16 protein-coding genes are annotated in these 14399 nt (G+C 40.6%); all 16 read right to left on the bottom strand.

What is annotated here, in order from left to right; all coding sequences use genetic code 11:
- Nucleotides 1-68: 68 nt before the first annotated feature.
- The 16 genes from H8700_RS06530 to cysK all read right to left on the bottom strand — a co-directional run bounded on the left by H8700_RS06530 (nt 69) and on the right by cysK (nt 13907).
- The gene (locus H8700_RS06530; RefSeq protein WP_022141980.1) at nt 69-482 is read right to left on the bottom strand and encodes a M67 family metallopeptidase; all 414 of its coding nucleotides are present in this window, start codon (nt 480-482) and stop codon (nt 69-71) included.
- A gap of 65 nt (nt 483-547) precedes the next feature.
- A complete protein-coding gene (gene thiF, locus H8700_RS06525; RefSeq protein WP_249304440.1) occupies nt 548-1354 on the bottom strand; it encodes a thiazole biosynthesis adenylyltransferase ThiF in 807 nt (268 codons plus the stop codon).
- Nucleotides 1354-1563 (bottom strand): sulfur carrier protein ThiS, encoded by a 210-nt coding sequence (thiS, locus tag H8700_RS06520; protein ID WP_022141978.1) that lies wholly within the window; start codon nt 1561-1563, stop codon nt 1354-1356. Before thiS ends, thiF begins: the two co-directional genes overlap by 1 nt.
- A 17-nt stretch (nt 1564-1580) precedes the next feature.
- Nucleotides 1581-1898: a thioredoxin family protein gene (locus tag H8700_RS06515; protein ID WP_022141977.1), complete on the bottom strand. Its 318-nt coding sequence runs from the start codon at nt 1896-1898 to the stop codon at nt 1581-1583.
- Nucleotides 1899-1985: 87 nt separating this feature from the next.
- Entirely contained in the window at nt 1986-2231 is a 246-nt protein-coding gene (locus tag H8700_RS06510) for a sulfurtransferase TusA family protein (RefSeq protein ID WP_022141976.1), read from the bottom strand.
- A complete protein-coding gene (locus H8700_RS06505; RefSeq protein WP_249304438.1) occupies nt 2224-3084 on the bottom strand; it encodes a ferredoxin-like domain-containing protein in 861 nt (286 codons plus the stop codon). Before H8700_RS06505 ends, H8700_RS06510 begins: the two co-directional genes overlap by 8 nt.
- 12 nt (nt 3085-3096) lie before the next feature.
- Nucleotides 3097-4320, bottom strand: coding sequence for an O-acetylhomoserine aminocarboxypropyltransferase/cysteine synthase family protein (locus tag H8700_RS06500; protein WP_249304436.1), 1224 nt, complete (start codon nt 4318-4320; stop codon nt 3097-3099).
- A gap of 14 nt (nt 4321-4334) precedes the next feature.
- Nucleotides 4335-5972, bottom strand: a complete 1638-nt coding sequence (locus H8700_RS06495) for a sulfate adenylyltransferase subunit 1 (protein ID WP_249304434.1) — start codon at nt 5970-5972, stop codon at nt 4335-4337.
- Between the two features lies 1 nt (nt 5973).
- Nucleotides 5974-6873 (bottom strand): sulfate adenylyltransferase subunit CysD, encoded by a 900-nt coding sequence (gene cysD, locus H8700_RS06490; RefSeq protein WP_249304432.1) that lies wholly within the window; start codon nt 6871-6873, stop codon nt 5974-5976.
- A gap of 48 nt (nt 6874-6921) precedes the next feature.
- Complete coding sequence (locus H8700_RS06485; protein WP_022141971.1) at nt 6922-7236, bottom strand: 4Fe-4S dicluster domain-containing protein; 315 nt, start codon at nt 7234-7236, stop codon at nt 6922-6924.
- A complete protein-coding gene (locus H8700_RS06480; RefSeq protein ID WP_022141970.1) occupies nt 7220-8920 on the bottom strand; it encodes an adenylyl-sulfate reductase subunit alpha in 1701 nt (566 codons plus the stop codon). Before H8700_RS06480 ends, H8700_RS06485 begins: the two co-directional genes overlap by 17 nt.
- A 94-nt stretch (nt 8921-9014) precedes the next feature.
- A complete protein-coding gene (locus tag H8700_RS06475) occupies nt 9015-10079 on the bottom strand; it encodes a sulfate/molybdate ABC transporter ATP-binding protein (RefSeq protein ID WP_249304429.1) in 1065 nt (354 codons plus the stop codon).
- A gap of 18 nt (nt 10080-10097) precedes the next feature.
- On the bottom strand, nt 10098-10949 hold the full coding sequence (locus H8700_RS06470) for a sulfate ABC transporter permease (protein WP_249304427.1): 852 nt from the start codon (nt 10947-10949) through the stop codon (nt 10098-10100).
- A gap of 118 nt (nt 10950-11067) precedes the next feature.
- A complete protein-coding gene (gene cysT, locus H8700_RS06465) occupies nt 11068-11922 on the bottom strand; it encodes a sulfate ABC transporter permease subunit CysT (RefSeq protein WP_249304425.1) in 855 nt (284 codons plus the stop codon).
- 21 nt (nt 11923-11943) lie between these two features.
- Complete coding sequence (locus H8700_RS06460; protein ID WP_249304424.1) at nt 11944-12951, bottom strand: sulfate ABC transporter substrate-binding protein; 1008 nt, start codon at nt 12949-12951, stop codon at nt 11944-11946.
- Between the two features lie 17 nt (nt 12952-12968).
- Nucleotides 12969-13907, bottom strand: coding sequence for a cysteine synthase A (gene cysK / locus H8700_RS06455; RefSeq protein WP_249304422.1), 939 nt, complete (start codon nt 13905-13907; stop codon nt 12969-12971).
- Nucleotides 13908-14399: the final 492 nt, after the last annotated feature.

The raw sequence follows: 14399 nt of genomic DNA, 5'->3' as shown, positions 1-14399 counted from the left end.
TTACACAATATTTTATTTTATCAAAAATCGAAAAAAAGGGCAAAGCCAATGCTTTGCCCCTCCTGTAATTATTCTATCACCAGTTCTTCTTTCGTTACATTCTTCTCTTCATCGATCCGGAATGCATTGAAAACCGGATTTTCAAGATCCATCAAAGATAAGATCAGATAATTGACTTTTGAATCATATGCCAGTCTTTTATCTTCTTCAGATGGTCTTGATGGTGATTCCGGATGAGAATGAAAGTTGCCAAGAAGTTTTAAACCATTCGCACGCATATCTTTTACCGCTGCAAGCTGTTCTTTCGGATCCATCGAAAAATGTTCGTTGCTCTGGTCAATGTTCGTTAAAAGATATACTTTCTGAATACTTCTTTTGTCGCCTTCTATCGTACCTCCGATCAAACCACATGCCTCATTAGGAAGTCCCTCTTTGCAATGTGCCAAGATCTTTTCATAATCTTCTTTCTTTAAATATAACATGATAACCTCATTTCCAAATCATTCTGTCAAACACGCTGACAGGCCGATCCTGTCTGTGATCCTGTCTATTTGCCATCACATTCTGCCTGCTCATAGTCGATCAGCTCTGTAATGGTAGGATGATCACCACAAACAGCACATTTGCCATTAGCTTTTGGAAGTACAACGGTATGAAATTCCATCTTTAATGCATCGTATGTCAAAAGCTTTCCTGTCAAAAGATCACCGACACCGATCAGATACTTGATCGCTTCCATTGCCTGAAGACTTCCGATCACGCCGCCCATAGCACCGATGACACCAGCCTGCTTACAGGTTGGAACAGCATCCTTCGGAGGTGGATTCTTAAATACACAACGGTAGCATGGTCCTTCTCCCGGTACATAGGTCATAAGCTGGCCTTTGAAACGGATAATACCTGCATGTGAGAATGGTTTCTTTGCCATAACACAGGCATCATTGATCAAAAACTTAGCCGGGAAGTTATCGGTTCCGTCAATAATGAAATCATAATCTTTGATCAGATCCATTACATTTTCTGAAGTTACAAATTCACGGTATGTATTGACTGTTACATCCGGATTCATTGCATTCATTGTCTCTTTTGCTGATTTTACTTTTGCTTTTCCTACATCAGCTGTTCCATGAATGATCTGTCTTTGTAAGTTTGACAGATCGACTTCATCTGCATCAACGATACCGATCGTTCCGACACCTGCTGCTGCAAGATACATCGCAGCAGGAGCACCAAGGCCACCTGCTCCGATAATAAGCACTTTGCCGCTTAAGAGCTTCTTTTGTCCCTTAACACCAACTTCCTGTAAGATGATGTGACGGGAATAACGCTCCATCTGTTCATTCGTAAATGCCATTAAAAAGCGCCTCCTCCCATGAAATACAGAAATTCTACTGTATCATTTTCATTTAACTGTGTTGTTTCAAAATCATCACTTTCCACAAACTCATCATTTACGGTAACTGTGACATATTCCGGGTTTTCTACTTTTTCATCCACAATAAGTTTTGCGATTGTAGTTCCCTGTTCGATTTCTTTTTTCTCACCTGCTACTGTTACTTTCATGATCCTTGTCCTCCTGATTAAATATATTTTTTTACAACTTCTTCTAATGCCGGTCTTTTTACAAGACCTCTGATCCTGTCCACTTCTTTTCCGCTCCGGAAGAAAAGAAGAGTCGGAGAAGCAGCTACTTCATACTTTTGCGCCAGATCGGCATCAAAATTTACATTAACCTTTACGACTTTAAGCTGATCCTCATAGTCATCTTCAATCCCGCCAAGGATTGGTGATAACTGCTTACAAGGAATACAACTGTCGGAATAAAATTCGACTACAACCGGAAGTTCCGATTGCAATACTTCGCTTTCAAATTCTTCTGTATTGACTCTCTTTGCCATACAATTTCCTCCTTGTCTGTCTTTTATTCATCACCGCACCCTGCAGCGAATCTGACAAAATCCATCTTCGATAAGAACGTTTTGTTCTTACTCTTCTACTTTCTTTACGATCAGATCATATGTACCGTTTTCATTGTCGATCAGCTTTAAGATCTGCTGTCCTTCTTCTTTAAAGCTTCTTGGGACATTCTGAACCGGTTCTCCGTCGTTCATGGTAACAGCTAAGATCTGTCCTACTTCAATCTCTTCCATTGCTACTTTTGCTTTTACAAATGTCATCGGGCAGACAACATCGGTAATATCTACTCTCTCATCAATTTCAAAATCAGCCATTATATGCCTCCTTTAATGTTTCTTTAAATTTGTCAATACCTACACGTTCGATCGTATACCGGAATCGTTCGCTTGGATTTGCATGATCATCAAAGAACTGGATCGCTGCATCGGTCACACGGAATAAAGTCTCTTCTGATGTGATCACAGGTAACAGCTCTTCTCCTTTGTGAATGCGGTTTCCAAAAAGTCCGCCAAATGATACCAGATATCCTGTCTGTGTATCCCATGCATCGGTCGGACAGGCTTTGGCACAACGACCACAGTAGTTACATTTGCTTTCTTCTACCGAAACTTTGCCATCCTGAATCGTGATCGCACCGGTACGGCAGGCCTTTTCACAGACACCACACTGGATGCAGGCATCTTCTTTCCAACTAACTGTCATTGCCCCCTTGATTCCTACATCATTTTCTTCCGCTTTCAGACAGTTGTTCTGACAGCCGGTTACACCAAATTTGAATTTATGTGGCAATTCTCTTGCAAAGTAACGCTTATCAAGTTCCTGTGCAATATGATTCGAATCAATGTTACCACTTGGACAGACCTGATTCCCCTGACAAGCTGTTACGGTACGGACACGAGGTCCGCAAACACCCGGCTTACAATCTCCTTTGGCTAACTCTTCCTTCACTTCCTCAATATCATTTAACTTGATAAAAGGAATCTCAATACTCTGACGTGATGTCAGATGCACATGACCATCACCGAATTTTTCTGCAACTTCTGCGATTTTTTGCAGGTTTTTGGATGTTAAGTTTCCACCGACTACTGCTAAACGAAGAGAAAAGTTATTTTTTTGTTTCTGGCGCATAAATCCGCCTTTTTTCAATACTGCATAATCTACTGCCATTGAGGTACCTCCTTATTTTTCCAATGCATTTTTGAAATCTTCTATCAGATCTTCAATATCTTCAATTCCCAGACTGATACGGATCAGATCATCAAATACACCGGCTTCCTCTTTTTCTTTTTCTGTACTATGGGCATTTAATGTTGACTCCGGATGAATGATCAATGTTTTGGTATCACCGATATTGGATACGATCTTTGGAATTGTAAGAGCATTGATCACATCAAATGCTCTTTCTTTGGAACCGACACGGATCGTTAAGATCGCACCATATCCATTCTCTAATACCTCATTGGCGATAGAATGCCACTTGCTGTCAGGAAGTCCCGGATAATTCACTTCTACATCATCATATTGTGCTAAGAACTCTGCTAATGCTTTGGCATTCGAACACGCACGCTCCATACGAAGTCCTAATGTCTCCATACCGAGCATATTATAAAATGCTGTCTGTGGAGCAATGCATGCACCGGTATTACGAAACAGTCCATTTCGAAGCTTAGCCGTATAAGCAAACTTTCCAAACCTGACATATTCTTTCATGCCCGGATAACGTTCCTTATCCCATTTGAACTTTCCACTGTCTGTGATCACACCACTGATTGCATCACTGTTGCCATTGATATACTTCGAAGTTGAATTAACTACCACATCTGCACCAAGTTCGATCGGGCGCACCAGATAAGCTGTCGCTACGGTATTATCCATCACCAGCGGGAGTCCGTGATCGTGTGCAAAATCGGCAAGCTTTTTAATATTTACCACATCTAACTTTGGATTACCGATCGTTTCTGCAAAGATCACTCTGGTATTTTCATTGATGACTTTTTCCATGTCTGCTTCATCTTCGACATCAACAAAATGTGTTGTAATACTAAACGCTTCAAAATCATGAAATACATCGATCGAACCGCCATACAGACTCGAGCTTGCTACAATCTCCTGACCGGCATTGACAATATTAAGAAGTGCATTTGTGATGGCTGCCATACCTGATGCACAGGCGATCGAAGCAATTCCTTTTTCTAATGCTGTCATCTTGTTTTCAAAAGCCACGATCGTCGGATTGTTGATCCTTGTATATGAGAAACCGTTTGCTTTATTATGAAACAGTTTCTCATGCTGCTGTGCATTCGGCTGATAGAACGCACTGGACTGGTAAACCGGGGTTAATGTCGCACCGGTTGCTTCATCTCCCATCTTGCCACTATGTAAAAGTGCTGTATTAAACTTCATCGGTTTCCCCTCCACTAAATATAATCCCGCTCATGCACAAATATATCAGAATATGCTGATTCTTTTGCAATGAATTTTGCAACTTCATTTGCTGCAAGACCGGTCTTGTTCCAATCACTGATATAATGTTCATCCTTATTTGTGATCGTATCTGCCTGTTTTTTATCAACTAACAATAATACAACAAGTCCTGCTCTATGTAAATGTTTGATCACAAGATCAATGTCTTCGTTTGGTGTCGGAGCATACAGATAGGTATGTCTTCCCTGAAGGCTGAGTGCTTTTTCTACATCTTCCACAAAAGCGCGATCAATCGTACCTTCCTTGATAAACTCTACGGTAACTGCCTTTTGTCCTTTCATTGCAGCACGTACCTTGCGGTCGATTCTGCCTTCATATAATCCATGCTCTTTTGTATCAATACTTTCGACAACGCCACATGCAGATGTCATATTGGTAATACGGTCGATTAAGATCAATTCACCTAATGTCTTATGCTTTTTAAACTCATCAACAACGATCTGATCGGCTAATGTGATCTTACATACAGCAATTTCGTTTTTACCGAGTGTGCTGACTTCTTTCTTTGCACCGGTATTGACATCAATCGCATATTCGATACTGCTTACTACAGCAGGGATCATCTTAGTACCAAGCTTAAAGAAGAAGTTCTTTCCGGTTCTCAGTTCTTCGTCATCCATCCATAAAAGAGTGGCTGTGATCGAAGAAGCTGTCAAAAGAGAAGCATCTACTGAAAGAACACATCCTCTGGACACATCCACTTCACGGTCTAACTGGATCGTAACCGGCTGTCCCTTTTTAGCAACTTGACTTTCCTTGTCTCCGACATGAATGCTTTTGACTTTCGCTGTCTCATTGCTTGGAAGCGTTGTCACTTCATCGCCTACATGAATCTGACCATCTTCAATCTGTCCCTGAAAACCACGGAATGTATGATCCGGACGACAAACTCTCTGTACCGGCATATAAAAGCCTTTTTCATGATCATCTTCTGTGATATCAATATTTTCTAAGTAAGAAAGTAACGTTTCTCCCTGATACCATTTGATGTTTTCGGATGGCTTTGTAACATTATCGCCTTCTGTTGCCGATACCGGGATCAGCTTGACATTTGCAAGCTGTAATTCTTTCGTAAGTTCTTCTACCTGCTTTTCAATCTCACGAAAACGTTTCTCATCATATCCGACAAGATCCATTTTATTGATTGCAAAGACAAAATACTTAATTCCCATCAAAGAACAGATTCTTGCATGTCTTCTTGTCTGTACTAAAACGCCCTGTTTGGCATCAATTAAGATAACCGCAAGATCAGCAAATGAAGCGCCCACTGCCATGTTTCTGGTATATTCTTCATGTCCCGGTGTATCGGCTACGATAAAGCTTCTTTTATCTGTTGTAAAATAACGATATGCAACGTCGATCGTAATACCCTGTTCTCTTTCTGCCATCAGACCATCCAATAAAAGAGAATAATCGATCGCACCACCACGGCTTCCTACTTTACTGTCAAGCTCTAATGCTTTTTCCTGATCGGTATATAACAATTTGGAATCATATAAGATATGGCCGATCAAGGTTGATTTTCCATCATCCACGCTTCCGCATGTAATAAATTTTAATAATCCACTCATCTTAGAAATAGCCCTCCCTCTTTCTACGTTCCATACTTCCTGCTGCTTCATTATCAATGACTCGTGTCGTTCTTTCCGAAGAAACCGCACTCAATGTCTCATCAATGATCTCATCTAATGTCGTTGCTGTTGACTCGCATCCTCCGGTCAACGGATAACATCCGAGAGTACGGAAACGTACACTCTTATGTTCTACCTTTTCACCCGGAAGCAGTTTCATACGGTCATCATCTACCATGATAATGTTTCCATCACGGTAAACAACCGGACGGACTTTTGCAAAATAAAGAGAAGGGATCTCAATATTTTCACGACGGATATACTGCCAGATGTCTGTCTCTGTCCAGTTTGAAAGCGGGAACACTCTGACTTCTTCTTTTTTATTGATCTTAGAGTTATAAAGCTTCCACATTTCAGGGCGCTGGTTCTTTGGATCCCATGCATGATGTTCGTTTCTGAAAGAAAAGATTCTTTCTTTGGCTCTTGACTTTTCTTCATCTCGTCTTCCGCCACCGAACGCTGCAGTAAATCCATACTTATCAAGTGCCTGCTTTAATGCCTGCGTTTTCATGATATCGGTATAAGCAGCACCGTGATCAAACGGATTAATTCCCTGCTTTACACCTTCTTCATTGATATATTCCAACATTTCAATGCCAAGCTCTTTGGCTCTGCGGTCACGAAACTCAATCATCTCTTTAAATTTCCATGTTGTGTTGACATGTAAAAATGGAAATGGAGGCTTCTCAGGATAAAATGCTTTCATTGCTAAATGCAACATAACCGAACTGTCTTTTCCGATTGAATACAACATAACCGGCTTTTCACATTCCGCTGCCACTTCGCGAATAATATAAATCGCTTCTGCCTCTAATTCATCCAGATGTGATAATTCACCCATTTTACTTACCATCCTTTCTAAGTTCAAGCATCTGTATCTGCATATGGATCAATATTTATTAGATTCCTTTGTATTGATCACGATCTGCTCTTTTGTATCATCTCTTCTTGCTATATTCCAGATCAACCGGTCTTTCTTTGAATCCACTGTCAGCTTACTTCCCATGCCGCCAATGTCTGCTCCCAAAAAAAATGTGATTGCTCCAAAATGGCATTCCTTAACGCAGGAAGCACATCCCCAGCAGTCTTTAGGATATTTCATATAAGCTTTGCCTTCTGTCGTTTCTTTGATCAGGCTTCCCGGACAGACTGCCATGCACGCTTTACAGCCTTTACAAAGATCTGCATTAATTGCTATGCTCATATTCTTCCTCCCTTCCTACCAGATCACGGAAAATGATCTTTAATTTGCCATCTTCCATTCTGGAATTCACATATTTTAACCAGGCATCACTCTTTTGAGGGTAATCTAAATTTTCGGCAAAACTGTGCCATCTCGTTTCTTTTCTGGCTTTTAGATGCGCGATCACCGACAGACAGACGGTTAATCGTTCTTTCAATTCATAGACAAACATCAATTCATGCATATCTTTCGCTCCGATATCCTGACTCAGTTCGATCAGATGATCGATCTTTTCTTTTGCAAGCGTAAGCTGCTTTTCATTGAATTGATAATGTGTCGAAATACCTCCTGCATATTGATCCATTACTTTTTGCATCGCTTCTTCCAGGCTTTCTACATCAAACAGATCATTTTGCCTTGCAAGATACGCATTATACTGTTCTATCTTTTCTTCAAACAGACAATCTGCTTTTTGCTGATCACAAGGATCATTTCTTTGTTCTTCTTTTAATGTTGCTACAATATGCTTTGCCGCAATCTCGCCTTCTACCATTGCTCCGGTCACATACTTTTGAGGACATCCGCCTGCCACATCACCGGCTGCATATAAACCTTGAATCGTTGTCTGGCGATTCGTATCTACCCAATAACCGCTTGCGGTATGACCACCAACGATATAAGGCTCTGTTCCTTCGATCTCTACATTCTGTTTGCTCGGATCTTTCTTAGCTTCTAACCACTTTAATGTCTGGCTCGGTGCCATGTTTAAGTATGCTTTCTTTAAAGATTCATCCTGTTCTTTACTGATTCCTTCTGTTCTAAGATAGCAAGGACCTCTGCCTTCTAAGTTTTCCATCACGGTTCCATATACTCGTTCCGAAGTTGTTAAACCGTATTTATCTTCATATACTTCACCTTTGGCATTGACCTGTTTTGCTCCAACGCCCTGTGCGATCGTTCCGGTCGGCGCAATCGTATCTTTACAGCGAAGTGCGATAAAGCGCATCTCAAAGGTTGTCATCTCTGCACCGCTTTGGATTCCCATTGCAAAACCCGCTCCGGTGTTAAATGGCGGATACCACATCTTATGACGTGAAAATCCCGGATTGTTTGGTCTGTATAAACCTGCTGCACCACCGGTAGCACAAAGTACCTTTTTGGCTCTGATCTCGTATGCGGTATTGTCTTCGATTGAGAAGCCGACCGCACCTAAGATCTGACCTTCTTCTACGATATAATCGGTAATATTCAAATGATTCAATACTGTCACATCAGGAAGTGCTTCTACTGCTTTTGCAAGTAACGGTTTCATATTTTCACCGTTGATCTTAATATTTCGGTTTCCTCTGGCAACATACTCACCATTTTCATCCTTTAAGATCACAAGTCCGAGGTTTTCCATCTTCTTTGTCACGCGGTTTAAACCTTCTGACATGGTCATTAGCAGATCTTCTCTGACAATATTATCCGCATCTTTCTTCGCGTAATCTACATAGTCTTCCGGCTTGCGTCCCTTGACAATGTATGCATTGATTGCATTGACTCCTGCTGCGAGACAGCCGCTTCTTTTGATATTGGCTTTTTCAGCAATGATCACAGAAAGATCGGACTCTTCTCTGATCGTCAATGCTGCATAACAGCCTGCCGTGCCGCCACCTATGATCAGCACATCTGTGCTTAAAACTTTTCTTTCTTCTATTTGCATGATAACCTCCATTTGAAAGTATCGCCAACTTTCCTCTTAACCGGTAAATTTCAGGAATACGATTTTTCCTGTCCTTTTCATATGATCATAATGATTAAATATAGAATACATCGGATGTTTCCTGCATTTCCATATTTTCTAACAAATACGTCTGATTCGCATCAAAGACATACAACCGGTAGATCAAAACGTGTACGGTCTCACCAACCGATATCAGATCCTTTTCTAATGACCGTTCGCCCACCACATCAATACCATTGATATTGACCGTAACATCTATACGGTTTCCGCGAAAGACAACGTCTGTCACAACGCCTGTCTCAGCAGCACTGATATAGCGGTCTAACTTGCCACTCTTTGATATCTTGATAAATTCCGGTCGGATCACGGCTTTCTTGGCATTTGCAATCCGCTCAAAGCCTTTGAGCTTTTCATATTCTTCGACAACAGAAGATCGTCCGATAAACTTGGCAACAAAAGGCGTTGCCGGTGATTTGTAGATCTCGATCGGTGTTCCTTTCTGTTCGATCGTTCCATGATTGGTAATAATGATCTCGTCTGCCACTTCTACTGCTTCATCCTGGTCATGTGTTACAAAAATACTTGTAATTCCAAGTTTTTCTACCATTTCCCGAAGCCAGTTTCGAAGTTCTGTTCTGACTTTTGCATCAATCGCTGCAAACGGTTCATCGAGTAAAAGCACCTGCGGATTAGGAGCTAACGCTCTTGCAAAAGCGACTCGCTGTCTCTGTCCACCGGAAAGCTGGTTCGGATATCGCTTTTCCATGCCCGATAAGCCGGTTAATTCTAACAGTTCCGTGACTCTTTCCTTGATCTGCTTTTTGGGAACCTTTTGTAAGCGGAGTCCAAATGCTACATTTTCAAAAACAGTCATATAACGAAACAGTGCATAATTTTGAAAAACAAATCCGATCCCTCTTTGAGATGCCGGAATATCATTGACTCTGACTCCGTCAATATAAATATCTCCTGCATTCGGATTTTCCAGTCCTGCGATCATACGAAGAAGTGTGGTCTTACCGCTTCCTGAAGGTCCAAGCAAGGCAACTAATTTTCCTTTTTCTATTCCAAAACTCACATTATCGGAAGCAAGGAAATCGCCATATTTCTTATAGATATTTTTCATTTCAACATACATGATCGAATCCTCCTTCCTCTATTGTTCTATATGTTTTCTTTCTAATATATTTCTGATGATCAATATGATCACGGCAATGATCACTAAGATCGATGATGCGGCAAATGCTGCCGTGATCGACTGATCCGTCCCTGACATATACAATGCATCAATCTCTAATGGTAAGGTAAATGTTTCTCCTCTGGTCTTTGATAACGCATTGACAGCACCAAACTCTCCTAATGCTCTTGCCGTACAAAGGATAATACCATAGAGTAATCCCCATTTCATCTGCGGAAGTGTGATCTTTCGAAAAATCGTAAAACCACTTGCCCCCATCAATGCAGCCGCTTCTTCTTCATCTTTTCCCTGTGCATTCAGCACCGGAATGATCTCTCTGGATACAAACGGAAAAGTAACAAAGATCGTTGCAAGTACCACACCCGGTATTGCAAATGTAATACGGACATTCGTTCCGAAGAACTGATTAAATGCCCGGATCACCGGATAAAACCATCCAAGTCTGCCAAACGTCATCAGGTAGGCAAGACCGACAATAACCGGAGAGATTGAAAACGGAATATCGATCAGGGTTGCTAAGATCTGCTTTCCACGGAATGAAAACTTCGTCAAAAGCCATGCTGCACAAATACCAAAAAAGGTATTGATCACAACTGCAATCACAGTTGCCAGAAAAGTGACACCCAATGCACTTCTGACATACTCTGTCGAGATCGAACGGATATAGAAACCAATTCCTTCTTTTAAAGAATTCACAATCACGGAAACCAAGGGGATGATCAACATACATGTGATAAAGAGAACAGTAATCGTAATACAACACCTTTTCGTTCTCTTTTTCTTTTTCTCAAGTTTCTCCTGTTCTGTCATCGCAATGTCACCTCTTTCTAATTATATAATTCCTATCTAATTAGTCAACTTTTTCCTCAAAAAAAAATTGAATTTTCTTATTTTCAATTGTATTTTGACTGTTTACAGACTCTCTTTTCTATAACAGATTCGTTCTTGCCGATTGTCTTGCCTGTACGATATTGACAAACAAAAGCAATATAAATGAAATAACTAACATGACCAATGCAATCGCTGTCGCACCGGCATAATCAATATAACTTAACTTTTGCATGATCACATAAGAGATTACCTGCGTCTTATCTTTTGCACTGTTACCGGAAATATAAATGACACTGCCATATTCACCGATCCCTCTTGCAAAAGCCAGACCAAAACCGGTTAATAATGCAGGCTTTAGTTCCGGGAAAATAACAAGGAAAAATGTTTTTACCGGACTTGCACCTAACATATAAGCCGCTTCTTCATATTGCTCATCGAGCTTTTCTAACACCGGCTGTACTGCACGGACAACAAATGGAATTCCTACAAATACCAATGCGATCACAAGACCGACCTTTGTATAGGACACTTTCATTCCAAGCAGAGCAAATCCTTTTCCAAAAAATCCGTTTTCGGAATACAGTTTTGAAAGTGTGATACCGGCTACTGCTGTCGGCAGTGCAAAAGGAAGTTCAATAAAACCATCCAAAAGCTTTTTGCACGGAAAGTCATATTTAACTAACGTCCATGCGATCACAAGGCCGAAAACAGCATTGCACACAGCAGCTGCAAAAGAGCAGCCAATACTTGTAAAGAAAGCATTTCTGACATTTGGCTTCCAAAGCAGGGCAAAAAACTCTTTTGGAGAAATCCCAAGAGAATGCACCAGCACCGAAGCTAACGGGATCAAAACGATCAACGAAAGCATTGTAACAACAATGCCCAGTGTCAGATGAAACCCAGGTATCACACGGGCTTTCTTTGCTTTTTTTCTTTTCTTAACCTGATCCATCTTTCTTATCCTCAGTTTCTGTTAATACTCGTAAATTTTATCAAACCATGCTCCATCATCAAAATACTTCTGATACGCTTTGTTCCATCCACCATAATCTTTAATCGTCCAAAGATCTACCGACAGATCAAATTGATTCGAAAAGTTTTGTAACACATCCTGATCCGATGGACGAAAACCACTCTTTCCGATCAATTCCTGTGCTTCTTTGCTATATAAATATTGCAAATATGCTTTGCTCACTTTCTTGGTATGATTTGCCCTTGCATTATCATCAACAACTGCTACACTTGGCTGTGCCAGTATACTGACAGATGGTGTGATCATTTCATACTTTCCGGGATACGAAGCCATGGTTGTGATTGCTTCATTTTCCCATTGGATCAAAACATCGCCTTTTCCATTTTCCACAAAGGTTGTGGTAGAACCTCTTGCGCCGGAATCCATTACTGAAACATTGGCATATAATTTTTTCATAAATGCTTTTTCTTTTGCTTCATTATGTAATTTTGATTTCGCATAACTTAAACCGGCAAGAAAGTTCCAGCATGCACCGCCACTACTCTTTGGGTCCGGTGTGATCACTTCTACACCTTTTTTTGTCAGGTCATCCCAGTCTTTTATCTTTCGGGGATTTCCTTTTCGAACAAGAAAAACGATCGTCGATGTGTATGGTGCACTGGAGCGGGCAAATTCCCTTTCCCAGCCTTTATCGATCAGTCCTGTGTTCTCGATCAATGTAATATCATGTTCCAGCGCAAGCGTGACAACATCGGCATTACATCCTTCGACAACAGATCGTGCCTGACTGCCCGAACCGCCATGTGACTGGATCACTTCTACTTTTTTACCGTATTTCTTCTGATAGAATTTTTCAAACAGTTTGTTGTATTGCTCATAAAATTCCCTCGTCGGATCATAAGACACATTCGTGATCGTTACGGTATCTGACTTTTTCCTGCCACAGCTGCATAAAAACAGAGCTGCAAGCAGGCAAAAAACAAACCAAATTTTCTTTTTTCCAAACATCCGATCAACCTCAAAAATTATTCATCTACAGTAAATAAAGAAGTAGACAGATATCTTTCTCCGGTATCCGGTAATAACACTACAATGTTCTTTCCTTCGTTTTCAGGACGTTTTGCTAACTGTGTTGCTGCATAAAGTGCTGCACCGGCTGAAATACCAACTAAAAGTCCATCACTTTTTGCTACTTTTCTTGATGTCTCAAAGGCATCATCATTTTCTACGGTAATGATCTCATCTAACAGGTCGGTCTGTAAAACATCCGGTACAAACCCGGCTCCAATACCTTGAATCTTATGAGGTCCCGGCTTGCCGCCTGAAAGAACCGGTGAGCTTGCAGGCTCTACGGCAACGATCTTGACATTTGGATTCTTTTCTTTTAATCCAAGACCTGTACCTGTGATCGTTCCACCGGTACCGACAGCAGATACGAAGATATCAACTTCCCCATCGGTATCTTCCCAGATTTCTTTTGCTGTTGTTACTTTATGGATTGCTGGATTTGCTTCATTCTCAAACTGCTGTGGGATGAACGCATTTCCATATTCTTCCTTTAACTCTTCTGCTCTCTTAATCGCACCTTTCATACCATCTCTTCCCGGTGTCAGAACGATCTGTGCACCAAGTGCAGAAACGATCTTACGACGCTCCACGCTCATGGTGTCCGGCATTGTCAAAATAAGATGCAAGCCTTTTGCTGCCGTAACAAATGCAAGACCAATTCCTGTATTTCCACTGGTAGGCTCTATGATAACCGTATCCTGATCGATCGCACCATCTTTGATCCCCTGTTCGATCATAGCATAAGCAACACGATCTTTTACACTGCCTAACGGATTAAAATATTCTAACTTTGCAATGATAGAACTTTTTAAATCATTTTCTTTTTCATAATTTGATAACTCCAATAAAGGAGTATTTCCGATCAACTCTGTCAACTGCTTTGCGATTTTTTTCATAAATACCACCATTCCTTTCTAAATGAATCTTATACTTTGTAAAGCAGAATGTATCTTTCTGCTTTTTTTTAATTTTGATGTTTCAAATAATACCATATAATTCCTACTAGGTCAATAGGTTTATAGGAATATTATAAAAAAAAGTTTTATGACTGAACTGAAAAGTTTCTTTCAGCTTCAGCAAATAGTTGTATTTTCTACCTCGGCAAATAGTTTTATTCCGCTTCGGCAAATAGTTTTATTCCACTTCGGCAAATAGTTTTATTCTTGACATTTTCTTCTAAACTGGTACAATAAGCTCTGAAAATGAGTAGTGGATTTTTCCGGACGAAAGATCAGAATTTTTAACAGACCGATTTTCAAAAATTCTGATGCATTCTATGCAAGTCATCTTTTCGCCACACAACGCTAAGAACAAAGTAACGTTGTGTGGCTTTTTTTAATTCCTGTATCATAGCAAGGCAGCTATAAAAATCCAGACCATTTAAAAAA

Origin of the sequence: Jutongia hominis, assembly GCF_014384965.1 — a bacterium.
GTDB lineage: Bacteria > Bacillota > Clostridia > Lachnospirales > Lachnospiraceae > Butyribacter > Butyribacter hominis.
The sequence above is the reverse complement of the archived record's forward strand: the minus strand, read 5'-3'. Positions and strand labels throughout refer to the sequence as shown.

Bases quoted from the DNA above. Each gene is read 5' to 3' on its own strand.
- H8700_RS06530 (WP_022141980.1), bottom strand. From the start codon at position 482: ATGTTATATTTAAAGAAAGAAGATTATGAAAAGATCTTGGCACATTGC.
- thiF (WP_249304440.1), bottom strand. From the start codon at position 1,354: ATGGCATTTACGAATGAACAGATGGAGCGTTATTCCCGTCACATCATC.
- thiS (WP_022141978.1), bottom strand. From the start codon at position 1,563: ATGAAAGTAACAGTAGCAGGTGAGAAAAAAGAAATCGAACAGGGAACT.
- H8700_RS06515 (WP_022141977.1), bottom strand. From the start codon at position 1,898: ATGGCAAAGAGAGTCAATACAGAAGAATTTGAAAGCGAAGTATTGCAA.
- H8700_RS06510 (WP_022141976.1), bottom strand. From the start codon at position 2,231: ATGGCTGATTTTGAAATTGATGAGAGAGTAGATATTACCGATGTTGTC.
- H8700_RS06505 (WP_249304438.1), bottom strand. From the start codon at position 3,084: ATGGCAGTAGATTATGCAGTATTGAAAAAAGGCGGATTTATGCGCCAG.
- H8700_RS06500 (WP_249304436.1), bottom strand. From the start codon at position 4,320: ATGAAGTTTAATACAGCACTTTTACATAGTGGCAAGATGGGAGATGAA.
- H8700_RS06495 (WP_249304434.1), bottom strand. From the start codon at position 5,972: ATGAGTGGATTATTAAAATTTATTACATGCGGAAGCGTGGATGATGGA.
- cysD (WP_249304432.1), bottom strand. From the start codon at position 6,873: ATGGGTGAATTATCACATCTGGATGAATTAGAGGCAGAAGCGATTTAT.
- H8700_RS06485 (WP_022141971.1), bottom strand. From the start codon at position 7,236: ATGAGCATAGCAATTAATGCAGATCTTTGTAAAGGCTGTAAAGCGTGC.
- H8700_RS06480 (WP_022141970.1), bottom strand. From the start codon at position 8,920: ATGCAAATAGAAGAAAGAAAAGTTTTAAGCACAGATGTGCTGATCATA.
- H8700_RS06475 (WP_249304429.1), bottom strand. From the start codon at position 10,079: ATGTATGTTGAAATGAAAAATATCTATAAGAAATATGGCGATTTCCTT.
- H8700_RS06470 (WP_249304427.1), bottom strand. From the start codon at position 10,949: ATGACAGAACAGGAGAAACTTGAGAAAAAGAAAAAGAGAACGAAAAGG.
- cysT (WP_249304425.1), bottom strand. From the start codon at position 11,922: ATGGATCAGGTTAAGAAAAGAAAAAAAGCAAAGAAAGCCCGTGTGATA.
- H8700_RS06460 (WP_249304424.1), bottom strand. From the start codon at position 12,951: ATGTTTGGAAAAAAGAAAATTTGGTTTGTTTTTTGCCTGCTTGCAGCT.
- cysK (WP_249304422.1), bottom strand. From the start codon at position 13,907: ATGAAAAAAATCGCAAAGCAGTTGACAGAGTTGATCGGAAATACTCCT.